The organism is Maricaulis sp., assembly GCF_017643475.1.
GTDB lineage: Bacteria > Pseudomonadota > Alphaproteobacteria > Caulobacterales > Maricaulaceae > Maricaulis.
Genome location: NZ_JAEPNI010000002.1, coordinates 104,056 through 123,869 on the forward strand (window position 1 = coordinate 104,056; position 19,814 = coordinate 123,869).

A 19,814-nucleotide genomic window follows, 5' to 3' on the forward strand; every position below is an offset into this window, starting at 1 on the left:
CTCCGGATGAACAGTTACAGCCCATCAAGCCAGAGAAGTTTTAACCAGCGGTTATCCATAGGCAGGAAAGCGCGTTGTGATTCGAATATTGAATCACCGGCTACACCCTGGCTCACATCGCCTTGGCGACGCCCTTTACCAGCGGCACGAAACGCACCGTCATCAGATCCGTCTCAGTAATCTGACCGTCCTGTTTGTCGTAACGCACAAGGATCTGCTCCTTGTCACGATCCACAGGCGCGACGGCGATGCCACCATCCTTGAGCTGTTCCAGGATCCTGTCCGGGCGTTTGGGCGCCGAAGCGGTCAGGATGATGCGATCAAAGGGCGCCTGTTCCGGCCAGCCCAGCGAGCCGTCACCGATGCGTGTGACGATATTGTTGATGCCCTGCCCGTGGAACCGTTCCTCGGCGATCTTTGAGAGGGTGCGATAGCGCTCGACCGAATAGACACGCCTTGCCAGCTTGGAGAGAATGGCGGCCTGGTAGCCCGACCCGGTCCCGATCTCGAGCACCTTGTCGCGGTCGCCGATCTTCAGGGCCTGGGTCATCAGACCGACGATCAGCGGTTGGGAGATCGTCTGGCCACAGTCAATCGGCAGCGGCCGGTCATCAAAGGCCTGGTCGGAGAAACGCTCCGGAACGAAAACCTCGCGCGGTGTCCGCTCCATCGCCGCCAGAACAGCCATATCCGTCACCCCGCCACCGCGCAGCGACATCACCAGCTGGATCATCCGGGGATCAGGAAACGACATCGACCAGCCTTCTCAGCGTCAGGATTTGGGCGGCACGCCACCCAGCATGCTCTTCAGATTGCCGAGAGTCTCGCCGTGTGTCAGGTCCATGTGAAGCGGCGTGACCGAGATCTTGCCGTCATAGATGGCTTTCAGATCGACACCCTCCGGCGGGTTGGACAGCTTGCCGTGGAAATCCAGCCAGTAATAGTCGACCCCGCGCGGGTCCGTGCGTTTCTTGGCATGCAATATGTGCTGGTCGCGCTGACCCTGACGGGTCACCTCGACCTCGGTGACATCATCCGGCGGGCAATCCGGGAAATTGACGTTGATCAGCACGTGTTCCGGCCATTTCAGGTCGAACAGGCGGCGCAGGATGGGCGCGGCATAGGTCTCGGCGGTTTCCCAGTGGATCGTTGAATCGATCTTGAATCCATAGGCCTGGCTCAACGCCACGGACGGAATGCCCAGCTGCATGCCCTGCATGGCACCGGCCACCGTACCGGAGAACGTCACATCCTCCGCGATGTTCTGACCACGATTGACGCCCGACAGGACCAGGTCCGGCTGGCGATCCGGGATCAGGTCCTGGATGCCCATCAGCACACAATCCGTCGGCGTACCGGTGACCGAGAAACGCCGTTCATCCCACTGACGTACCCGCAAGGGCTGGTGCAAGGTCAGCGAACGCCCTGCCCCGGACTGCTCCTCGTGCGGCGCCACGATCCAGATATCATCGGACAGCTCGCGGGCGATCTTCTCCAGCGATTTCAGGCCATGGGCGCGGATACCATCATCATTGGTCAGCAGAATGCGGGGATTTTCAGGGATCATGGCAGCCTCGTCGATTGTCTGGGACTGGTTCTAGACCAATTTGTCCGCCTGGCCATCGCATCGCCTGCGGAAAACTTGTTGGCTCTCCGGCTTGTGATATCATGATACATCATGATGGAACTCACGAGGTCAGCATGACAGTCCAGCGAGAGAAGTTTGCAACCCAGCTCGATAGCGCCTTGCTGGCGGAGTTGCGCGACCTAGCAAAGGCCGAGGGGCGACAGATCCAGACGCTTGTCGAAGAAGCTGTCGCCTCGATGCTCGAAAAAAAGCGTGCGGGTTCAAAGCGCGACCGTGCCATGGCCCTGCATGAGAAATCCATGGCCAAGTACGACGCACTTTACAAAAAGCTGGCCGAGTGATGCGGGACTATCTCGAGGTCGAACTGGTCCTCGAAATCCACGCGGCCCAGATCGCTCGGTTTGGAGGCGCCAGGGGATTGCGTGACCCGGGTCAGCTTGAAGCCGCGCTACACCGCCCGCAGACCGGATATTATCGCGACATCATCGAGGAGGCCGCCGCACTCTGGGAAAGCCTGTCGCAGAACAACCCGTTTGTTGACGGAAACAAGCGCACCGCATTCGCCGCCATGGACATTTTTCTGGGGCTCAACGGCTATGAACTGACTGCCGATGTGGAGACAGCAATCACCTTCATTCTCGACCTCTACGAAACCGGCACATTCAGCTTCGAGAAACTTGAGCCCTGGCTGCGCGAACACGTGGTTTTGCCGGCCGAATAAGCTGTCTGCTCCTTAACTTGCTGCCTTCCCCAAGTCTGCGCCCATACTGGCGACAAAGGGAGAAGATCATGACTATCCAGCGGTTCCCCGGTTCAGTTCCGGGGCGGTCCCGCATCGTCGTTCATAACGGCCTCGTCTACACCGTGGCCACGGCCGCCTCGGACAGCGAGGACATTGCCGAACAGATCCGACTGTGTCTGGCTTATCTGGACAAACATCTGCACGAAGCGGGCACCGATCGCTCCGGGCTCCTGTAGGTCACCGTCTACCTCTCCGACATGAGACAAAAGCCGGTCTTCGACGCAATCTGGCGAGACTGGATCGGCGGCCGGGAGAACTGGCCTCAACGGGCCTGTGTGGGCGCGCAACTGGCAGGGTCTGACCTGGTGGAGATCGTGGCTGTGGCGGCGGTGGCGGATTAGCGGGTTTCGCAATCGGTCCCGTCATCCTCCGGACAAGTCGGGGATGACGAGAGCGGCATTTCCGGAATTCAAGTCAAAGCGTGACTGCAACCCCATGCCCCACATCTAGCCGTTATGCGAGTTCCAAGCGACGATCACTTAGAAGAACGTCGCCCCCCGCAGCCCGGAATTCCTCCACCGTCACTACCGTCTCCGCCACCGCCTCTCCAGATGGGCAAGAGCTACAACGGTAGTGAACCAACGGTGATGGGCGGTTCTTCAGATATTTTTGAAAACTTGACCCTTGTGCGGAAGACGTGCGCTCAACGCGCGAGAGGCGTGGATAGATGAATTCTTCCCCCATCAACGTCGAAACGCGCTGCTCCAACGCATCGCCGCCCTCGTTAGCCAAGTCGTGCCATTCATCCGGCTCCGCGATCGCCAACACCACCGCTTGACGGTTCGGTGAAGTTAATGAAACGACGCCATCAAGCCCTTGATCGGTATCCGATACAACCACAAGAATTGGCAGAGTGTCTTCCCCATCGGTGCACTTCAAAAGATGAATTTCACCCTCAATGAGATAGCTCTCGGGATCATTCTCGCTCCGCTCTGACGCACCATGCATCAGCCGGGTCGAGCGCGGCGCGTCGGCCAGCACAGCAACACCGTTCCCCTCCCGCTCAGGCGCCCCACGCAGCAACCAGATCGAGCGCGGCATCCCGGCAAGCACACCCACGCCGATCGCGCCCCAGACTGCCCAGGCAGCCTCGATTGGCCAGACCTGCCAGGCAGCGTAGCCGGCGACGGCAAACAGGAAGAATTCGATCAACAGGCGGATCGGGCCCGGGGTCGGGATGATGACGTGTTTCTTGTCACCGCGGGTAGAGAACACCGCTGGCAGAGCCACGAGCCCGACGAGCGCTATCGCGGCGCCCGACCAGCCATAGACTGCAAATACGGCCCACGGTCCGGCAATCCAAGCGACAAGTTCGAGGATGAAGCGGGTCAGGGACGAAACGATATTGTCCCGGTTACCCAGACCCGCCACCATGATCAGGCCTCGATCTTGTCCAGCCCGCCCATATAGGGGCGCAGGGCTTCGGGGATGGTGATCGAGCCGTCTTCGTTCTGATGGTTTTCCATCACCGCCAGCATGGCCCGGCCGACAGCAACGCCGGAGCCGTTGAGCGTGTGCAGGAAGGCCGGACGTTTCTCGCCCTCCTTGCGGTAACGCGCATTCATGCGGCGCGCCTGGAAGTCACCGCAGTTCGAACAGGACGAAATCTCGCGATAGGTGTCCTGGCTCGGCAGCCAGACCTCAAGGTCGTAGGTGCGCTTGGCGGAGAAGCCCATATCGCCCGTGCACAGCAGCATGACGCGATACGGCAGATCCAGCAGCTGCAAGATCTTTTCCGCACAGCCGGTCATGCGATCGAGCTCTGCCTCGCTCTCTTCCGGCGCGACGATGGAGACCATCTCGACCTTCTGGAACTGGTGCATGCGGATCATGCCGCGCGTATCCCGGCCAGCCGAACCGGCCTCGGCGCGGAAACACGGCGTGAAGGCCGTCATGCGCATCGGCAGAGCGGTCTCGTCATGGATGGTGTCGCGCGCCAGATTGGTCAGCGGCACTTCTGCGGTCGGGATCAGCCAACGATCATCCGTCGTACGGAAGAGATCCTCGGCGAACTTGGGCAATTGCCCCGTGCCGAACATGGCCTCGTCGCGCACCAGGAAAGGCGGGCTGACCTCGGTATAGTTGTGCTGGGTCGTGTGCACATCGAGCATGAATTGCGCGAGCGCGCGTTCCAGACGGGCCAGCGGGCCTTTCAGGGCGACAAAACGCGAACCGGACAGTTCGGCCGCCTTTTCGAAATCCATCTGGCCCAGGCCCTCACCGAGATCGACGTGATCGCGCGGCTTGAAATCATAGGATTTCGGCTCGCCCCAGCGGCGCACTTCGGCGTTGTCCGCCTCGTCCGCGCCTTGCGGCACACCGTCTTCCGGCAAGTTTGGCAGGGCTGCCAGGTGTTGATTGAGGGCTTCGCCGAAATGGCGCGCCTCCTCGCTGGCTTCTTCCAGCACCGTTTTCAGGCGATCGACCTCGCCACGCAGACGATTGAACTCGTCCTCATCGCCCTGGGCTTTTGCCCGACCGATCTGTTTGGACAGGGTGTTGCGCTCGGTCTCGGCTTCCTGCTGGCGCGTCTTGGCCTCGCGCACCTTCTTGTCCAGATCGATCAGGCGACCGGACTGGGCCTCAAGCGAGCGTTTCGCCAGGCCAGCATCGAATTGGGCAGGTTCTTCACGGATCAGCTTGATATCATGCATGGGTTCAGGTCCGGACGGAGGAAAATAGTGACGCGGCTATAACCCTGCCCGGCGGGCAGGTAAACCGATCAGCTGTCGGATGAGGTCTCTTCTTCGTCCTCGAGCTTGGGTTCCATGAGTTTCATGGCCCCGATCGAGAGGAAGTAGAGGGCCAGCAAGGCACTACCGAGCATAATTTGCGAGATCGGATCCGGCGGCGTGGCAAAGGCAGCAAACAGCGCGATGCCGACAACCGCGAAACGCCAGCCATTGAGCATGGTTGTGGAACGCACAATCCCCGCCTTGGCCAGCAGCATCATCAGGATCGGCATCTGGAAGGAGATCCCGAACACCAGCATCAGCGTGGTGATCAGGTTCATGTAGTCCGAAACGTTCAGCAGAAGCTCGATGGAGAGCCCTGTATCCGCACCCACCTGTTCCTGGCCCAGCGAGAAACGCATGACCATCGGCAGGACGATGAAATAGACAAAGGCGACACCCAGGCCGAACAGGATCGGCGACAGCACCAGGAAGGGCGCAAAGGCACCCTTCTCATTCTTGTAGAGACCGGGAGAAACAAACTCGTAGATCTGCCAGGCAATGATCGGGAAGATCACCATAATGGCGCCGACCAGGGAGAGTTTGAGGCGGACGAAGAAGAACTCCAGCGGTGCGAAGAAATTGGCCGTCAGGTCCAGCTCGTCGACCGGCACGCCACGGGTCGCCGAAGCGGCTTCCTGATAGGGCAGCAGCAAGAGCTCGTACAGCGTGGTCGAGAAGGTGAAACAGCCGACGAACCCGACCACCAGGAACGCGATGACCAGCAACAGGCGCTGGCGCAGCTCCACGAGATGCTCCATCAACGGCGCGCGGCTGGCCTCGACCTCGTCCTCTTCGATATGGGACATGGCTATTCTTCGTCTTCCGGAGCGATTTGCGGCTTGGGTGCCGGCTTGTTCACAGGCTTGGACATTGGCTTGCGCGGATGCGCCGGCGGAAACGGGTCCGCCTTGGCCATTTTCAGCTTGCGGATCTCGTCATTCTGGGCTTCCAGCGCGACCTGGTCGATCTCGCCCTTGATCTCTTCGATCGGATTGGCGTTTTTCAGGGCCTCGATTTCCTTGCGCAGCTCGTCGAGCTCGGTCTGGCGACCGATTTCGTCGAAACTTGCCTGGAATTCCTTGGCCATGCCACGCGCCTGCGCGACCATGCGACCCACACGCCGCATGAGAACGGGAAGCTGCTGCGGGCCGACCACGACAAGGGCGAGGACCAGCACCACCAGCATTTCCGGCATGCCGATGCCGGGGCTCATGGCTTAGCTCCCGGTTTTTTCGTCGTCGCGGCTTTCGTCGCGAATGGCAGAGGTGTCTTCGGCGTCGTTTGCCGTTTCGTCCTCATCATCCTTCAGACCCTTGCGGAAACTGGTGATGCCCTTGGCGAAATCACCCATGACCGCAGCGATCTTTCCGCGCCCGCCGAACAGTACGGCAGCGAGAAGAACAACAAGCAGGATTTGCCACATACCCGGAGCCATCAAGCCCTCCGTCTAAACCATTTGAAACAGGTCTAAAGCAGTTGTGGCGCGGCGTCCAACCCCTCAATCAGGGTGTTTCGGTTTCCGGGGTCTCATCCTCGGCCATGAAGTCGATGTGGAAGGCGTGAGCCTCCTCTTCATCCATCGGGTCTTCCAGCAGGGATTCCTCGATATGACGCTCCGGGTCCGGCACGGTGAAGTCCGGCGGCACACGCGGATCCAGCAGTCCCGCCGCCTTGAGATCGGTCTGCCCCGGCAGGTCGCCAATCGTCTTGAGCCCGAAATACTCCAGGAAAAGCGGCGTGGTGCCATAGGTCACCGGACGTCCCGGCGAACGACGGCGGCCACGCGGGCGCACCCAGCGCAGCTCGAACAACAGATCCAGCGTGCCCTTGGACACTGCGACACCGCGAATCTCCTCGATCTCGGCGCGCGTCACGGGCTGGTGGTAGGCGATAATCGACAAGGTCTCGAGCGCAGCCTGGGAGAGTTTGCGCGGCTCCTGGCGCACCTCATTGAGGACTTCAGCGAGATCCGGCGCGGTCTCGAACCGCCAGCGTCCGCCAACCTCGACCAGACGCACGCCACGCTCGGCATAGTCTTCCTGCAGCATATTCAGCAAGGTCGGGATATTCGCTTCCAGTGGCAGGCGGCCGATCAGCGTCTCCTCGTCCAGCGGCTCGGCCGCCGCAAAGAGAAGCGCTTCCAGGATGCGCATGTATTTGCGCTCGGTATCGACGGCGAGGCGCAGGCCCAGCGTCTGGGCGACATCTTCTTCCGTCTCGACCGGGCCCTGATGAGCGGCCTGGGCTTTCAGCGCCTCGATGGCCTGGGAAATCGGGTCTTCCGGGGCGCCCTGCTCGTCGTCACTCATCTTTTCCCTCATCCCGCTTCTCGCTCCGGACAAAGAGCGGTGCGTAGGCCTCGCGTTGTCTGAGACGCGCGCGGCCTTCTTTTGTGATCTCCAGAGCAGCAAGCATCGAACTGGCTCGCACGGACCGCCGCGGCGGCGGGTCCTCGCCCAGCTCCTGCTCCTCCGGCAGAAGGCTGTCCAAATCCTGCCAATCACGCACTTGCGGGATCAGCCCCTCCAGCCTGCCTCTTGCAGTTTCCAGGCCATACACCTTGGGCACGTACGGCCGATAGGTGGATCGCGCCTGAAGCGAACGACGATGGGCGTAGGCTTTCAAAAGATCATACAGCTCAGCCTCATAGACGACCGAACGGGTGGACCGCACACCTTCCGGCATTCCGCGCATCATCACATCGCGTTGCGCAATGGGACGGGCATAGAGCGCCTCGCCGGCGGCTCGCATCGCCTCGAGACGGCGCAGGCGAAACGCCAGGGCCGCTGCCATCACCTCGGCCGGAGCCTCCTCGTCATCCTTCTTGGGCTTGGGCAGAAGCAGCTTGGATTTGAGGAACGCCAACCAGGCCGCCATCACCAGATAGTCCGCGGCCAGATCCAGGCGCAGCCGGCGGGCCTCGGCCATGAAGGCGAGATATTGCTCGGCAAGTTCAAGAATGGAGATTTTGGCGAGGTCGATCTTCTTCTTGCGCGCGAGCGCCAGCAACAGGTGTAACGGACCTTCAAATCCGTCCACATCCACGACAAGAGAATCTGTCTCGGCCTCTTCTGCCGCCTCAAAGCGGAGGTCTTCCTCGAAGTCGTCGCTCACATCCTGCTCATGCGGAAACCAGTTCCAGCAGGCTATTCAGCCGTGATTCGCCCTCACGCGCGTCAAAACTCTCGATTTCCTCGCGCACGGCCTCGGCCGCCTGTGCGCGTTCCAGCGCCTTGCCGGCAAATTCAGGCGCCGCCTCGGCCACGCCGCGCATCTCGCCAGGATCACCATTACAGTGCAGCAGAAGATCACAGCCGGCCTCGATTGAGGCCTCGCCACGCTCGCGGAACGTGCCGGTCAGCGCTTTCATCGACAAGTCGTCCGTCATCAACAGGCCGTCAAAGCCGATCTCCTCGCGGATAACCTGGTTGACCAGCACATCAGAGGTCGTTGCCGGACGCTCCGGATCGATATCGCGATAGACGATGTGGGCCGTCATCGCCATGACGGCATCATTGAGTGCCTTGAAGGGCGCAAAATCGGTTTCAGAGAGCAGCTCGTGCTCTTCCTCGACCACGGGCAGTTCGAGATGACTGTCCGCATCGGCTCGGCCATGACCGGGGATATGCTTGATGATCGGCGCGACGCCTCCGGCCTGGACGCCCTCGATCGCAGCCCGGCCGAGATGGATGATCGGCTCCGGCGTTTCGCCAAAGGCCCGGTCACCGATAATGGCATCCGCGCCCGGAATTCGCAGATCGAGACAGGGCACACAGTCCACATCAATACCGACCGCGCGCATCTCCTCCGCCATCAGGCGGTGGTTCAGCCAGACGGCCTCGATGGCCGCTTCCGGTTCGCGCCTGAACAGGTTGGCATAGACTTCCGCTGCCACCATTTCGCGCCAGTTCGGCGGGCGCAGGCGGCGCACGCGACCGCCTTCCTGGTCGACAAGGATCGGTGCATCTCGCCCCACACAATCGCGCAGGCTCATGGTCAGGCGAGCGAGCTGTTTCGGCGTGTCGATATTGCGCGCAAAGACGATGAACCCCCAGGGGTCGGCATCGCGGAAAAAATCGTGTTCGTCCTTGGAGAGCTCGGTTCCGCCGAGCCCGTAAATCATGGCGCGGGCGGTCATCGACGCGCCACCAGACAGTCCTGTCCACGCCCCTGCAGGGTTGAGCAGAAGCTCACCGCGTCATCGCGCGTGGAGAACGCAGCAATGCGCAGGCGGTGATAGGTGCCGCGTTCGGCAATCTCGACAGAGGCGATATCCGGGCCGAGGCCGCTGGAAATGTCGGAGAAACGTCCCTGGAAAGCGAGCCAGGCCGCTTCGGCGTCCACGACGGAGCGGAAGGAGGCGATCTGTACGACCCAGTCACCCGCAGGTGTCGCAGCCGGAATGACCGGCTCGGGATCGGGATCCGGCTGTCGGGTTTCCGACTGGCGGGTCTGAGGCTCCGGCTCGCGGGTCTCAGGCTCGGGATCCGGTTGACGCTGTGGCCGGTCCGGAGCCTGGCGCGGCGTTACATCCGTGGTCGGTTCCTCCAGCGGAGTTTCCTCGATCTGCTGGCTGGTATCGGGCTGGGCAGCTTCCGTGGCATCGGCATCAACGGTCTCGATGCGCAGTGACGGCCGCGTGTCTTCCAGCGGCTCCTCTGCTGCCGGACGCGGCGAGACATCCTCGTCGCCATCATTGTCACCGGTCAGGCGATTATAGACATCCAGATTGGTGTCCGGCGTCTGTTCGCCGCCCGGATCAGCTGGGCGTTCGCGATAGGGCTCGACCTCGGCCAGCAGCCGCGGCGCTTCGTCACGCTCGCGCACACCCTGGTTGAAGGCGCTCCAGACGACACCGACAAACAGGACAAGAACCGCGATCGCCGTTGTCAACAATAAGGTTCCGCGCCGGTTTTCTTCCTCGCGGGCATCAAAGGTCTCAAATTCATCCGCCGGCGGCGCATAAGCGCCAATTCGGGAGTCGTCGTCGTCCGTCATACTTGTCTGGCCTGTTCAGTGCTTTCGCGAATCGGAAAGGATGCTCCAAGATAGCATTTGAAATCTGGCATGCCCGTCTCTCGCGCTGACTAAAAATATCCCTGCACGGTAAACAAACGGCGATGCTCTTCCATCGCAAACCGGTCGGTCATCGCCGCGATGTGGTCACAGATGCCCCGGGCCGCCGCTTCCTCGCCCTGTCCCTCGAACTGCGCCTGGACTTCCGTTGGCAACACTCCCGGGTCTGACAGGTAGAGATCGAACAGATCACGCGTTACGCGACCAGCCTGGCTCATCATGCGATTTACCTTGTAGTGCGTGTACATGTGGGCAAATAAATGGCGACGCAGCACGGCCAGCGTTTCCATCATGTCTTCGGAGAAGGTCACGACCGGCTCGGACAGCCGACGCAGGTCATCAGCACTGTCCGGCTTGTGCACGGCGAGACGGCGGCGCGTTTCCTCCAGCACATCGCCGACCATGATGCCGATCAGCTCGCGCACCACTTCATGGGTCTTCACGGTCTTGTTGATATCGGGCCAACGCTGTTCGACCCGGTCGAATATCCCGCCGATCAGCGGGATCTCTCGCAGCGGCTCCACCTCCAGAATTCCGGAGCGGATACCGTCATCAATATCGTGATTATTGTACGCGATATCGTCGGAAAGCGCAGCGATCTGGGCCTCAAGCCCCGCATGCGTATCCAGCTCCAATTCCTGCCAGTGTGCGTAATCGGTGAACGCCCAGGCCAGATCCTCGACCTCGCGTCCGGGGCCGATCAGAGGGCCATTATGCTTGACGATTCCCTCCAGGCTCTCCCAGGTCAGGTTGAGCCCGTCGAACTCCGGATAACGCACTTCCAGCTTGGTGATCACACGTAGCGTCTGGGCGTTGTGATCAAAGCCACCAAACGCCTTCATGCGATCGGCCAGCACACGCTCGCCTTCATGCCCGAAGGGCGGATGGCCCAGATCGTGTGCCAGGGCGAGCGCCTCGGCAAGGTCTTCATCCGCACCCAGCGCCCGCGCCAGGGTTCTGGCAATCTGCGCGACTTCCAGCGAGTGGGTTAGACGCGTGCGGTACTGATCACCTTCATGCGCCACAAAAACCTGGGTCTTTTCCTTTAGCCGGCGAAAGGCTGCGGAATGGATGATGCGGTCGCGATCGCGCTGGAATGCATTGCGCATGGCACTGTCAGCCTGACCAAAAAATCGCCCGCGAGATTGCGAGGGATGGGAGGCATAGGGCGCACGAGACCGGTCGGTTGCCGCAATTGTCATCAGATGGGGGCCTTCCTAAAGGCATCAGAGAGGTCCATATACCTATAGACACACGATCGGAAATAGCCAGTTTTCAAAACGATGAGCCTCAGCGTTACCCTCTCTGCCTCGGCAGCTAAACAGATCAACACCATCATGGCGGCCCAAGCGGACGCGCAATTTCTGCGCGTCGGCGTGGTCGGCGGCGGCTGCTCCGGCTTTTCCTATACGTTCGACCTGGCCAATGAGAAAGCCGGTGACGACCTGGTCATCGAGCTTGACGGCGCCAGCGTGCTGATCGACGAAGCCTCCCTGCCCTTCCTGGAAGGCTCGGAAATCGACTATGTCGACGAGCTGATCGGCGCAGCCTTCAAGATCAACAATCCCAACGCCACTGCGGCCTGTGGCTGTGGAACGAGTTTTTCCGTCTGATTTCACTCGACGGTTGAATCGCTCTGGTCCAAACTCCTGAAAAACCTCGGGAGGATGCCATGAGTTATGTCGACGGGTTTGTCATTCCGGTCGCCACTGCGAACAAGGAAGATTACGTCAAGGTCGCCAATGACATGGCCGAACTCTTCATCAAGCATGGCGCCAGCACGGTCCGTGAATGCTGGGGCGTGGATGTCCCACCGGGTGAAACCACATCCTTTCCGGCAGCTGTAAAGCTCAAGGACGGCGAAACGGTCGTCTTCTCCTGGGTGGAATGGCCCTCCAAGGAGGCGCGCGACAAGGCCATGCCAGCGCTTTCCGACGAAATGCAGTCCGGCATGACACCCGATAACATGCCCTTTGACGGCCAGCGCCTTATCTTTGGAAGCTTCGAAACCATCGTCCTTCGCCAGAGCTGAGCCTGATGACCACTGACACCTCCCTTTCCGCCGTGATGCGTCGTCGCATCTCGACCCGCGCCTTTCTGGACACGCCTGTCAGCGAGGCCGAGATCCGGGAATTGCTCGACACGGCCCGCTGGGCAGCGTCCGGTGGTAATCTTCAGCCCTGGAATGTGCACGTCGTCGCCGGTGAAGCGCGCCAGCGTGTCATCGACGCTGTGCGGGCACGACTGGAGGCGGCGCCCTTCGAGGATGAAAACGAGTTCGGCGCCTATCCCAACAAGCTCTGGGAACCCTATCGCACCCGCCGCTTCGAGCTGGGTGAGCAGATGTATGACACGATTGGTATCCCTCGAGAGGACAAGGCCGGACGCCTCAATCACCTGTTGTCGAATTTCGAGTTCTTCGGGGCCCCGGTCGGCATCTTCTTCAGCCTCGACAAGGAGATGAACCCCAATCAGTGGGGCCATCTGGGCATGTTCATCATGGCTTTCATGCTGGCCGCCGAAGAGAAGGGCCTGGCGACCTGCGCCCAGGAAGCCTGGATGACCCGCCACAAGACCATCGCCACCACACTGGGCCTCGCGGAAGACCAGCGCATCTGGTGCGGCCTGGCCCTGGGACATGCCGATCCGGATGCGGCAGTGAATTCACTGCGCTCCGAACGGGTCGAGGTAAACGAGTTCGCGGTGTTTGAAGGATTTTAACGCTTCCCCCCACGAACGTCACCACAATCAATCAAGTATTGCTGATATTCCGCGTCCCGGATCTGTGGGTTCACAACGAAAAGATACCAAAGCAGTGGCGCAAGAACGACCAAGTCAAAAGCAATTCGCGGCTTTTGCTTGATCGTGAGTGTAGCCGCCACGACCAGAACAACCACGGCCAGCGGCATCCAAAGCAGCTGCAGCCCCCAGAGGCCGCCAGCGACCTCGGAAGGCACGTCCAGCAACGCCATTGGGTTAAGCAATACGAACGAGAGGATCACGAACCAGGCCAGAGCCAGCAGCCAGGCAAGCAGTTGGAGCAGATTCAGCATTCCGGTATCCGTTTCAACAGCACGAGATCCATCTACATCCCCCGCTTTCCTCGCGCGACGAACGCCATACACTGAGGCCAACAGCCGCTCGAGATTCTCCCATGACCCTGACCGTCGCTTCCTGGAACGTCAATTCCGTAAAGGCCCGCCTGCCCAACGTGCTGGACTGGCTGCGCGAGGCCAAGCCGGATGTCGTCTGCCTGCAGGAAATCAAGACGGTGGACGAGGGTTTCCCACGCATGGAGATCGAGGATCTGGGCTATAATATCGAGACCCACGGCCAGAAATCCTACAATGGTGTCGCCATCCTTTCGCGTTACCCGATAGAGGAATGCACCGCGCGCCTTCCCGGCGATGATGAGGATGAGCAGGCCCGCTATATCGAAGCCGTGATCTCGGCGGAGAGCGGTCCGGTGCGCGTAGCCTCGATCTACCTGCCCAATGGCAATCCGGCGCCCGGCCCCAAATACGACTACAAGCTGGCCTGGATGGAACGTCTCTACGCCCACGCCAAGGGCTTTTTGGAGCTGGAAGAACCTTTGATCCTGGCTGGTGATTACAACTGTATTCCGCGCGACAGCGATTGCTGGGACATGGCGGTTTGGGCCGATGACGCGCTCGCCCTGCCGGCCACACGTGCCGCCTTCAAGAAGCTCCGCTGGCTCGGTCTGACCGAAGCCTTTGAACAGCTCGACGGGCGGGGTCATCAATACACGTTCTACGACTATCAGGGCGGCGCCTGGCAGAAAGGCAATGGCATCCGCATCGACCATCTCCTGTGTTCGCCGCAAGCTTCCGACGCCCTCGAAAAGATCGACATCCACCGCAAGACGCGCGGTGAGCCGAAAGCCTCCGACCACATTCCGATTGTGGGCACCTTCGCGCTTTAGGCCAAACACGCGCACTCCCCCTCAACGAGCAAAATTCACACTGGGTTCACGCAGGAAGTGTGTTAATGTCGCTTTAACGAACCAAGGGGACAGGAGATCCATGCGCCTGCTACTCGTTTCTGCCTGCACGTTTGCCTTTTCTGGCGGCGCTGCACTGGCCCAGGACCAGCAACAACCGGCCAACGCGATGGAAGAGGAATTGTCCGAGCGTGGCGTGAACTATGCCCGTGATGATTCGACCCAGGATCGCGCCCGCAACTATGCGCGCGACGCCCAGCGCATCGCCCAGCGCCGCGAGAGTGAGGGCGAGGATGAAGACGCACCGCTTCCGCTCGGTGAGGCAGTGATTGTCGACAATTCCCGCCGTTCCGGTCCGGATAACTGATCATGCGTTTCCTGCTCGTTTGTCTTTCCCTTGTTGCCGCGTTGGCGATTGCCCCGACAGCGCAGGCGGAGAGCAACAGCGAGCCGGTCGATGCCTTCTCCCTTCGCGAGATGGCGGATTTCTCAAAACAGATCGAACAGGAGCTCGCTTCCCGCGGGGCCTATGTCGCCATGGTCTTTCGCACCGGGCGCCAGCGTTCACAATTGCCAGGCGAAATCCGCTACACGCACGGCGCCTTCTGGGTCTATGCGCCTGTCCCGACTCTGGGCGGCGGCACTCAGTATGGTTATGCGGTCTATAATCTCTATCACGAGATCGATCCGGTAACATTGTCCGGTCTTTACCAGGACTGGCCGCTCGATTTCACGCGCGGGGACTCCGTTGGTCAGGTCGGTGTGATCATCCCGAATCGCGAGATGCAACGTCGCATTCTGGACGTCATCGCCTCTCCCTATTTTGAGGCCCTGCACCACCCCGAATACTCGCTCCTGTCCAATCCGGCCGACGAGCGTTTCCAGAACTGTACCGAATTCATGCTGGACGTGGTCTCTTCGGCCATCTGGCAGACCGCAAGCCGCGAGCAGATCAAGGTCAATATTGACGCCTATTTCCGCCCGACCCGTGTCCAGCTGAACGTGTTCCAGCGCTTCCTGGCACCGCTAACGGACGCGCGCCTGCGTTTCGACGACCAGCGCGATGGCATTCGCACGGCGACCTTCGCCTCCCTGGCCGATTTCATGCTGGCATTTGACCTGGCAGACGAGGACCAGATCTTCGAGATTGATGCGCCCTATTCCCGCGCCGAGGATATGGTCTATCGCGGCGGCGAGGCAGCAGCCACAGCAGTGGACTAAGCCTCTCTTAGCCATCCTCTTTCCCGCGCGACCTCCACACGCGAGCGCGCGACCGGGACACGCTGCCCGTCCGCAAGCACGAGTTTCCAGTCCCGCCCGTCCTTGAGCGCAGAGACAACAGCGCGATCCGCCACCCACCAGGACCTGTGACACCGGGTGCCGAGTGCCGCACCACCGTCACCGATATACTTGCCTAGCCGTCCGCGCACGAAACGCCGGCGCGTATCGCTGACAATCTCCAGATAGTGGTCCTGAGCCTGGACGTAGAGCACACCTGACAAATCGGACCGCTCGTCAGGCTGCGGATTCGCTTCCGCATGGGTCTGCGTCGCGACCTCGGGCTCAAGATAAAGCTCTTCCCAGGCGAGGCGCAGAAAGAGCACAAAGCCGGCCACCGTGACCACAGGCGGAGCAAGAAAGACAATGAACTCCATCCACGGGTCAGGCTCCTTGGGCAGGATGGGTGTGCGTTTAAGCGCTTCCAGCTCCATCGCCATGAGCGGGATGCTGAGCAGGGTGGCGCAGACCAGACCGCCGATCTCGCCGACCCGGGTCCGCGGGAGCAAACGCGCAAGCTGCCAGTCGATGAGCACCGGCTGCACCACCATCAACCCGGCCACCAGCCACCACAGTGCCAGCCGGTGCCAGAGGGGCAGATTCCCCGTCGAGAACGCATCAGAAAACGCGTAATTCAGCCCCATGAAGAGGATCAGCCCACCCAGGAGCCGCCAGTTATGGTGCCAGGGCGCGCGATAGCGTCCCGACGGGCTGCGACCACTCACGACAGTTCCGGACATTTGGCGACACTCCGCTGGTTCGACATCAGATTTCGCGCAATTCGTTTGGCTCATCAAGCGCTTGCCGAGCGCAACGCAAAACGAAACCTGAAAGGACCATCCTCGTGAAACTGACCAAACTCCTCCCCCTCGCCTTCCTCGCCATCAGCCACATCGCCCCTGCCGATGCGCAGGAGCGCCGCGAGATCCCGGATTACCGCGAAACCGGTTTCGAACAGAACGCCGCGCTGAGCGCCGAGCTGTACGATTTCCTCGCCGCCTATACCGCCGCCTGGGGCGCACAGGATACCGACAGCTTCATCGCGCTTCACCACGAAGACACCGAATGGATCAACGCCTATGCGCGCATGTTCCAGTCCAGCGAGAGCCTTGCCGTCTTCCTGGAGGAGCGCCTCTTCCCGGCTTTTGCAGCACAGGTCTCGCGAACCGAAGTCGCCAATATGCGCCGTGTATCCACGCGCCTGGTCGGCGATGATGTCGCCATCCTGCACCTCTACACAGACGGCAATCGCGGCCAATCCCGCAATGCGGGCGAGACCGCCCGCCGGACGCATTTCCACCTGGTGCTCAGCCGCTCGGACGGCATGTGGAAGGTCGAGCACACGGCCATCATGGATGCGCGCAACTGACGCAAAGAGCGTTTCGCGGTGAATCGAAATTTCCCCCTTGTTTGAATTTGATTCACCGCCAGCCTTCTAATCCGGGCCCACATGGTTAAACCACGTGAACAAGGAGGCGGACATGAAACGGTCTCTCTCAACACTCTGCATCAGCACCCTTGCGAGTGTTCTCGTCCTCACACCGGGTGCCTTTGCCACCCAATCCGGAACACCCGCTGCCCGCGCCTCGGGCGAGAGCGCCGGAGCCTCTGTCGAGGTCACGGCGACACTCGCCTCGGGCGCGGTCGTCATTGCCCCCGCGCTGCCGTCATCATGATGAGCACCGGCGCAACCCTGGTCACCGGCGACCCGGCCTTCATCGAGGAAGGCGCGGAGTACGCCGAGGACATGCTGGCCTGGGGATTTGGCATGGAACCGCTCGACGTCAGTGATGAAGTTGTCGTCGCCCCGCCGCCGGACGTGCCTTACGAGGCTCAGCGTCATGACAACGACTAAACTGCTCGCGGCCACTGCTCTGGCCCTTGTCCTGGGAGAGGCGGAAGCCGGTTCCGGGGCGACACCGATCTCGCCCTTCCCGGTCGAGGACAGCGCTGATTTTGCCAAACAGATCGAGCGGGAACTTGCCGGCCAGGGCGCGCGTATCGCCCTGGTCTTCCGGACCGGCCGCGCACGCGAGGACCTGCCCGACGGCATTCGCTATACGCACGGCGCCTTCTGGGTCTATTCGGAGATGCAGACAGAAACCGGCGAACGTATTCGCGGTTATTCCGTGCACAATCTCTATTACGGCGAGGAAAACCGTCGCCGCTCGCACCTCGCCCAGGACTGGCCGCTCAACTTCACCCAGGGCGATGTGATCGGAGAGGTCGGCATCATCGTACCCTCACCGGAGATGCAGCGCCGCTTGCTCGGCCTGTTTGCCAGCGGCGACATCAACACCCTGCACCAGCCGGAATACTCTCTGATCTCCAACCCGCACGATCTGCGCTTCCAGAACTGCAATGAATTCATGCTGGACGTGCTGGCGGCAGCGGCCTGGGAGACGACGGACCGAGACACGCTGAAAACCAATCTGGCGGCCTGGTACGAGCCCGCGCGCGTCCAGACCAGCCAGCTGGAGCGCATGTTCGGCCCATCCGTCGACGAACGGGTCCGTCTCGACGATCACCGCGGCCCCATCCGCAACGCAACCTTCGCCTCGATGGCCGATTTCATGACCGGGTTCAATCTTGCCAGCGCGGTCTATGAGCTGGAAGCAGATTTTCTGGTGGAGACCGTCGACGGGGGGACGGGTTAATCGTTTCCATCCAATTGCAATCAGAGGACGCAAAGCGCACAGTATTCTCCACCTTCAAGGATGAATACTGTGCTCGGATCTCTGCTCTCGCTCTATTTGGTCGCCGCACCAGAGGCTTCGCCTGCGCTACAAAGCCGGGTGCTCGAACAAATCAGTGAAACGCTTCAGCACCAGCACGCAGAGCGCCTCGGAGAGCTTGAGGCGGACCTTCATGCGTTCGACAATTTGGCACCGCTGCCACCCCAGCGGGATTTGGCCGATGCCCTGTTCGAGCGCGTTGTCGCCATCCAACAGCACACCTCGCCTCGGTTCACGCCATTGGACGATCACGGTCTTCTGGGCCCCGTGGCTGAAAGCCTGGTGGCTTTCCAGCCCGCTCAAAAAGCCGCGCTGCAAGAAGCCTTGCTGACCGAAATCGACGCTCTGATTTCCCGGCACAGCGTCATGGAATGGCGGGTAACCGCACTCGATCTGGATGCAGCTCTTGGTGCGGCAGGGCTGATCGAGTTTCGCGAAACCGTGCAGCAAAAATGGCTGAACGCACCGGTTACAGACCCGACTGAAAGCGACCTAGACTGGCAAGTCGAGCAACGGTTGTCTCATATCAATTTGCGGGAAGCTTTCGGAGATTCTCAGGGCGCGCTAGATGCGCGAGCCCGTCTGGTTGATACGCTTCTGGCAGCCGACAATCCGGACGCACTTCCGGAATTCGATTTCTGGCAATTGCCATGGACGCCCCGGCTGCGTCAGCAAATTGACCGTGTCTGGGTGACACAGGATAGCCGGCGCCTGCAAACGCTGATGGGACGAGGTGTTTCCGAAGACGATGTGCTGCCCCTGACAGAGGTACGGCTGGCCTGGCTGGACGGTGCGCGACCTATTCCGGGTTCCCCGGACCTTTCGGTTCTGCCCACGGCGCACATGCGGAATAGAGGGGCACTTTTGCTCCTGAATGCCCAAGACCTCATCGCTCATGGCAATCTGGAAGCTGCGCGCTCTCGACTATGGATGCTGGAGCAGGACCATCCCGCCGGTTGGAGTGGACATGCCAGGCGCATTCAACCGGCTCTCGATGCTGGCCTGGAAGAGCTGGCTGTTCGTAGCGCCGAACGAGCAGCCGCCCACATTCCGCTGGACGCCCCAATCGACCTCCTCCGGTTCGATGCAAACGTATTAGCTCATGCCCACGTCGAACACCTCGTCGCTACATCACCCATGATGGGTGTTGGCGAGGACATTCGCGCCCTGCTGGATGCCAACATGGTTTCACCGGCCATGCGATTGCTGGCTTCTTCCAGCGTTTACCGTCACGACCCGCTCGCACCTTTGCCGGTCGGTGAGGCATTGGCTGCCAGTCGGACCATGCGCTTTCTCCGCACTATTCCCGCCTCGGAACAGCGAACTGAGTTATTGCGTCGGATGTGGCGGAATGTGCAGTTTGAAACGCCGGGCGACGAGTACAGGATCGCTGCAGCCATGATTAGGGATCTCAGCTTCCGGCAGAGGGACCTGGACACCCTCCACCTTGCCGCTGTCTACGCGGGCCCCGCGAGTTCCAGCGTACTAACCGAAGACATGCGCACACTTTTACTGCAGGCGGCGTGGACCGCCAGCCAGTTTGCAGTCGAAGACCGATCCCCGCGGAGAGAAAGTGACAGTATCGAGGCTCAGCTGGCGATCTTGCGCGCGTTGGATGCGCGAAATCCGGCAGAGTAAC

29 protein-coding genes are annotated in these 19,814 nt (G+C 60.9%); 15 read left to right on the plus strand and 14 right to left on the minus strand.

What is annotated here, in order from left to right:
* Positions 1-112: 112 nt before the first annotated feature.
* Positions 113-754 (minus strand): protein-L-isoaspartate(D-aspartate) O-methyltransferase, encoded by a 642-nt coding sequence (locus JJ889_RS07655; RefSeq protein WP_291893385.1) that lies wholly within the window; start codon positions 752-754, stop codon positions 113-115.
* Positions 755-772: 18 nt separating this feature from the next.
* Positions 773-1,567 (minus strand): 5'/3'-nucleotidase SurE, encoded by a 795-nt coding sequence (gene surE / locus JJ889_RS07660; RefSeq protein ID WP_291893386.1) that lies wholly within the window; start codon positions 1,565-1,567, stop codon positions 773-775.
* 134 nt (positions 1,568-1,701) lie between these two features.
* Between surE and JJ889_RS07665 the strand changes: the two genes are divergently transcribed.
* The 4 genes from JJ889_RS07665 to JJ889_RS07680 all read left to right on the plus strand — a co-directional run bounded on the left by JJ889_RS07665 (position 1,702) and on the right by JJ889_RS07680 (position 2,731).
* Positions 1,702-1,929: a hypothetical protein gene (locus JJ889_RS07665; protein WP_291893387.1), complete on the plus strand. Its 228-nt coding sequence runs from the start codon at positions 1,702-1,704 to the stop codon at positions 1,927-1,929.
* The gene (locus tag JJ889_RS07670) at positions 1,929-2,309 is read left to right on the plus strand and encodes a type II toxin-antitoxin system death-on-curing family toxin (RefSeq protein ID WP_291893388.1); all 381 of its coding nucleotides are present in this window, start codon (positions 1,929-1,931) and stop codon (positions 2,307-2,309) included. The genes JJ889_RS07665 and JJ889_RS07670 overlap by 1 nt, the downstream gene beginning before the upstream one ends.
* Positions 2,310-2,377: 68 nt before the next feature.
* The gene (locus JJ889_RS07675; RefSeq protein WP_291893389.1) at positions 2,378-2,566 is read left to right on the plus strand and encodes a hypothetical protein; all 189 of its coding nucleotides are present in this window, start codon (positions 2,378-2,380) and stop codon (positions 2,564-2,566) included.
* Between the two features lie 21 nt (positions 2,567-2,587).
* Positions 2,588-2,731, plus strand: coding sequence for a hypothetical protein (locus JJ889_RS07680; RefSeq protein ID WP_291893390.1), 144 nt, complete (start codon positions 2,588-2,590; stop codon positions 2,729-2,731).
* 112 nt (positions 2,732-2,843) lie between these two features.
* On the opposite strand, the gene JJ889_RS07685 is transcribed toward JJ889_RS07680, so the two are convergent.
* The 10 genes from JJ889_RS07685 to JJ889_RS07730 all read right to left on the minus strand — a co-directional run bounded on the left by JJ889_RS07685 (position 2,844) and on the right by JJ889_RS07730 (position 11,403).
* Positions 2,844-3,764, minus strand: a complete 921-nt coding sequence (locus JJ889_RS07685) for a YrdB family protein (RefSeq protein WP_291893391.1) — start codon at positions 3,762-3,764, stop codon at positions 2,844-2,846.
* 2 nt (positions 3,765-3,766) lie between these two features.
* Positions 3,767-5,044: a serine--tRNA ligase gene (gene serS, locus JJ889_RS07690; protein ID WP_291893393.1), complete on the minus strand. Its 1,278-nt coding sequence runs from the start codon at positions 5,042-5,044 to the stop codon at positions 3,767-3,769.
* 68 nt (positions 5,045-5,112) lie between these two features.
* A complete protein-coding gene (gene tatC, locus JJ889_RS07695; protein ID WP_291893395.1) occupies positions 5,113-5,931 on the minus strand; it encodes a twin-arginine translocase subunit TatC in 819 nt (272 codons plus the stop codon).
* Positions 5,932-5,933: 2 nt separating this feature from the next.
* Positions 5,934-6,338 carry a Sec-independent protein translocase protein TatB gene (tatB, locus tag JJ889_RS07700; protein ID WP_291893397.1) on the minus strand — a complete coding sequence of 135 codons (405 nt, stop codon included), beginning with the start codon at positions 6,336-6,338 and terminating at the stop codon, positions 5,934-5,936.
* A 3-nt stretch (positions 6,339-6,341) separates the two neighbouring features.
* The gene (locus JJ889_RS07705; protein ID WP_291893398.1) at positions 6,342-6,560 is read right to left on the minus strand and encodes a twin-arginine translocase TatA/TatE family subunit; all 219 of its coding nucleotides are present in this window, start codon (positions 6,558-6,560) and stop codon (positions 6,342-6,344) included.
* Between the two features lie 67 nt (positions 6,561-6,627).
* The gene (gene scpB / locus JJ889_RS07710; protein WP_291893400.1) at positions 6,628-7,434 is read right to left on the minus strand and encodes an SMC-Scp complex subunit ScpB; all 807 of its coding nucleotides are present in this window, start codon (positions 7,432-7,434) and stop codon (positions 6,628-6,630) included.
* A complete protein-coding gene (locus JJ889_RS07715; protein WP_291893402.1) occupies positions 7,427-8,239 on the minus strand; it encodes a ScpA family protein in 813 nt (270 codons plus the stop codon). The genes scpB and JJ889_RS07715 overlap by 8 nt, the downstream gene beginning before the upstream one ends.
* A 7-nt stretch (positions 8,240-8,246) precedes the next feature.
* The gene (gene nagZ / locus JJ889_RS07720; RefSeq protein WP_291893404.1) at positions 8,247-9,263 is read right to left on the minus strand and encodes a beta-N-acetylhexosaminidase; all 1,017 of its coding nucleotides are present in this window, start codon (positions 9,261-9,263) and stop codon (positions 8,247-8,249) included.
* Positions 9,260-10,123, minus strand: a complete 864-nt coding sequence (locus JJ889_RS07725; protein WP_291893405.1) for an SPOR domain-containing protein — start codon at positions 10,121-10,123, stop codon at positions 9,260-9,262. The genes nagZ and JJ889_RS07725 overlap by 4 nt, the downstream gene beginning before the upstream one ends.
* A gap of 89 nt (positions 10,124-10,212) precedes the next feature.
* Complete coding sequence (locus JJ889_RS07730; RefSeq protein WP_291893406.1) at positions 10,213-11,403, minus strand: deoxyguanosinetriphosphate triphosphohydrolase; 1,191 nt, start codon at positions 11,401-11,403, stop codon at positions 10,213-10,215.
* An 81-nt stretch (positions 11,404-11,484) separates the two neighbouring features.
* Here JJ889_RS07730 and JJ889_RS07735 point away from each other — a divergent pair, with 81 nt between their 5' ends.
* Genes JJ889_RS07735 through JJ889_RS07745 form a run of 3 tightly spaced genes read left to right on the plus strand, consistent with a single transcriptional unit; the run spans position 11,485 to position 12,922 of the window.
* Complete coding sequence (locus JJ889_RS07735; RefSeq protein ID WP_291893408.1) at positions 11,485-11,814, plus strand: iron-sulfur cluster assembly accessory protein; 330 nt, start codon at positions 11,485-11,487, stop codon at positions 11,812-11,814.
* A gap of 59 nt (positions 11,815-11,873) precedes the next feature.
* Positions 11,874-12,233: a DUF1428 domain-containing protein gene (locus tag JJ889_RS07740; protein ID WP_291893410.1), complete on the plus strand. Its 360-nt coding sequence runs from the start codon at positions 11,874-11,876 to the stop codon at positions 12,231-12,233.
* A gap of 5 nt (positions 12,234-12,238) precedes the next feature.
* Positions 12,239-12,922, plus strand: a complete 684-nt coding sequence (locus JJ889_RS07745) for a nitroreductase (RefSeq protein WP_291893412.1) — start codon at positions 12,239-12,241, stop codon at positions 12,920-12,922.
* Here JJ889_RS07745 and JJ889_RS07750 read toward each other — a convergent pair.
* Positions 12,919-13,254, minus strand: coding sequence for a hypothetical protein (locus JJ889_RS07750; RefSeq protein ID WP_291893413.1), 336 nt, complete (start codon positions 13,252-13,254; stop codon positions 12,919-12,921). The two genes, JJ889_RS07745 and JJ889_RS07750, sit on opposite strands and share 4 nt — an antisense overlap.
* A 101-nt stretch (positions 13,255-13,355) precedes the next feature.
* Here JJ889_RS07750 and JJ889_RS07755 point away from each other — a divergent pair, with 101 nt between their 5' ends.
* From JJ889_RS07755 to JJ889_RS07765, 3 genes are all read left to right on the plus strand, one after another.
* Complete coding sequence (locus tag JJ889_RS07755; RefSeq protein WP_291893416.1) at positions 13,356-14,144, plus strand: exodeoxyribonuclease III; 789 nt, start codon at positions 13,356-13,358, stop codon at positions 14,142-14,144.
* 100 nt (positions 14,145-14,244) lie between these two features.
* Positions 14,245-14,529: a hypothetical protein gene (locus JJ889_RS07760; protein ID WP_291893418.1), complete on the plus strand. Its 285-nt coding sequence runs from the start codon at positions 14,245-14,247 to the stop codon at positions 14,527-14,529.
* A gap of 2 nt (positions 14,530-14,531) precedes the next feature.
* Complete coding sequence (locus tag JJ889_RS07765) at positions 14,532-15,383, plus strand: DUF2145 domain-containing protein (protein ID WP_291893419.1); 852 nt, start codon at positions 14,532-14,534, stop codon at positions 15,381-15,383.
* Here JJ889_RS07765 and JJ889_RS07770 read toward each other — a convergent pair.
* Positions 15,380-16,180: a LytTR family DNA-binding domain-containing protein gene (locus JJ889_RS07770; protein WP_291893420.1), complete on the minus strand. Its 801-nt coding sequence runs from the start codon at positions 16,178-16,180 to the stop codon at positions 15,380-15,382. The genes JJ889_RS07765 and JJ889_RS07770 overlap by 4 nt on opposite strands.
* A gap of 104 nt (positions 16,181-16,284) precedes the next feature.
* On the opposite strand from JJ889_RS07770, the gene JJ889_RS07775 reads away from it, so the two are divergent.
* The 5 genes from JJ889_RS07775 to JJ889_RS07795 all read left to right on the plus strand — a co-directional run bounded on the left by JJ889_RS07775 (position 16,285) and on the right by JJ889_RS07795 (position 19,813).
* Positions 16,285-16,809 carry a nuclear transport factor 2 family protein gene (locus JJ889_RS07775; protein WP_291893421.1) on the plus strand — a complete coding sequence of 175 codons (525 nt, stop codon included), beginning with the start codon at positions 16,285-16,287 and terminating at the stop codon, positions 16,807-16,809.
* Between the two features lie 112 nt (positions 16,810-16,921).
* Positions 16,922-17,116 carry a hypothetical protein gene (locus tag JJ889_RS07780; RefSeq protein WP_291893422.1) on the plus strand — a complete coding sequence of 65 codons (195 nt, stop codon included), beginning with the start codon at positions 16,922-16,924 and terminating at the stop codon, positions 17,114-17,116.
* Complete coding sequence (locus JJ889_RS07785) at positions 17,116-17,295, plus strand: hypothetical protein (RefSeq protein ID WP_291893423.1); 180 nt, start codon at positions 17,116-17,118, stop codon at positions 17,293-17,295. The genes JJ889_RS07780 and JJ889_RS07785 overlap by 1 nt, the downstream gene beginning before the upstream one ends.
* Entirely contained in the window at positions 17,282-18,097 is an 816-nt protein-coding gene (locus JJ889_RS07790; protein WP_291893424.1) for a DUF2145 domain-containing protein, read from the plus strand. Before JJ889_RS07785 ends, JJ889_RS07790 begins: the two co-directional genes overlap by 14 nt.
* A 69-nt stretch (positions 18,098-18,166) precedes the next feature.
* Complete coding sequence (locus tag JJ889_RS07795) at positions 18,167-19,813, plus strand: hypothetical protein (RefSeq protein ID WP_291893427.1); 1,647 nt, start codon at positions 18,167-18,169, stop codon at positions 19,811-19,813.
* Position 19,814 lies beyond the last annotated feature (1 nt).

Coding starts and splice junctions, on each gene's coding strand:
- JJ889_RS07655 (WP_291893385.1), bottom strand. CDS start 754: ATGTCGTTTCCTGATCCCCGGATGATCCAGCTGGTGATGTCGCTGCGC.
- surE (WP_291893386.1), bottom strand. CDS start 1,567: ATGATCCCTGAAAATCCCCGCATTCTGCTGACCAATGATGATGGTATC.
- JJ889_RS07665 (WP_291893387.1), top strand. CDS start 1,702: ATGACAGTCCAGCGAGAGAAGTTTGCAACCCAGCTCGATAGCGCCTTG.
- JJ889_RS07670 (WP_291893388.1), top strand. CDS start 1,929: ATGCGGGACTATCTCGAGGTCGAACTGGTCCTCGAAATCCACGCGGCC.
- JJ889_RS07675 (WP_291893389.1), top strand. CDS start 2,378: ATGACTATCCAGCGGTTCCCCGGTTCAGTTCCGGGGCGGTCCCGCATC.
- JJ889_RS07680 (WP_291893390.1), top strand. CDS start 2,588: ATGAGACAAAAGCCGGTCTTCGACGCAATCTGGCGAGACTGGATCGGC.
- JJ889_RS07685 (WP_291893391.1), bottom strand. CDS start 3,764: ATGGTGGCGGGTCTGGGTAACCGGGACAATATCGTTTCGTCCCTGACC.
- serS (WP_291893393.1), bottom strand. CDS start 5,044: ATGCATGATATCAAGCTGATCCGTGAAGAACCTGCCCAATTCGATGCT.
- tatC (WP_291893395.1), bottom strand. CDS start 5,931: ATGTCCCATATCGAAGAGGACGAGGTCGAGGCCAGCCGCGCGCCGTTG.
- tatB (WP_291893397.1), bottom strand. CDS start 6,338: ATGAGCCCCGGCATCGGCATGCCGGAAATGCTGGTGGTGCTGGTCCTC.
- JJ889_RS07705 (WP_291893398.1), bottom strand. CDS start 6,560: ATGGCTCCGGGTATGTGGCAAATCCTGCTTGTTGTTCTTCTCGCTGCC.
- scpB (WP_291893400.1), bottom strand. CDS start 7,434: ATGAGTGACGACGAGCAGGGCGCCCCGGAAGACCCGATTTCCCAGGCC.
- nagZ (WP_291893404.1), bottom strand. CDS start 9,263: ATGACCGCCCGCGCCATGATTTACGGGCTCGGCGGAACCGAGCTCTCC.
- JJ889_RS07725 (WP_291893405.1), bottom strand. CDS start 10,123: ATGACGGACGACGACGACTCCCGAATTGGCGCTTATGCGCCGCCGGCG.
- JJ889_RS07730 (WP_291893406.1), bottom strand. CDS start 11,403: ATGACAATTGCGGCAACCGACCGGTCTCGTGCGCCCTATGCCTCCCAT.
- JJ889_RS07735 (WP_291893408.1), top strand. CDS start 11,485: ATGAGCCTCAGCGTTACCCTCTCTGCCTCGGCAGCTAAACAGATCAAC.
- JJ889_RS07740 (WP_291893410.1), top strand. CDS start 11,874: ATGAGTTATGTCGACGGGTTTGTCATTCCGGTCGCCACTGCGAACAAG.
- JJ889_RS07745 (WP_291893412.1), top strand. CDS start 12,239: ATGACCACTGACACCTCCCTTTCCGCCGTGATGCGTCGTCGCATCTCG.
- JJ889_RS07750 (WP_291893413.1), bottom strand. CDS start 13,254: ATGCTGAATCTGCTCCAACTGCTTGCCTGGCTGCTGGCTCTGGCCTGG.
- JJ889_RS07755 (WP_291893416.1), top strand. CDS start 13,356: ATGACCCTGACCGTCGCTTCCTGGAACGTCAATTCCGTAAAGGCCCGC.
- JJ889_RS07760 (WP_291893418.1), top strand. CDS start 14,245: ATGCGCCTGCTACTCGTTTCTGCCTGCACGTTTGCCTTTTCTGGCGGC.
- JJ889_RS07765 (WP_291893419.1), top strand. CDS start 14,532: ATGCGTTTCCTGCTCGTTTGTCTTTCCCTTGTTGCCGCGTTGGCGATT.
- JJ889_RS07770 (WP_291893420.1), bottom strand. CDS start 16,180: ATGTCCGGAACTGTCGTGAGTGGTCGCAGCCCGTCGGGACGCTATCGC.
- JJ889_RS07780 (WP_291893422.1), top strand. CDS start 16,922: ATGAAACGGTCTCTCTCAACACTCTGCATCAGCACCCTTGCGAGTGTT.
- JJ889_RS07785 (WP_291893423.1), top strand. CDS start 17,116: ATGAGCACCGGCGCAACCCTGGTCACCGGCGACCCGGCCTTCATCGAG.
- JJ889_RS07790 (WP_291893424.1), top strand. CDS start 17,282: ATGACAACGACTAAACTGCTCGCGGCCACTGCTCTGGCCCTTGTCCTG.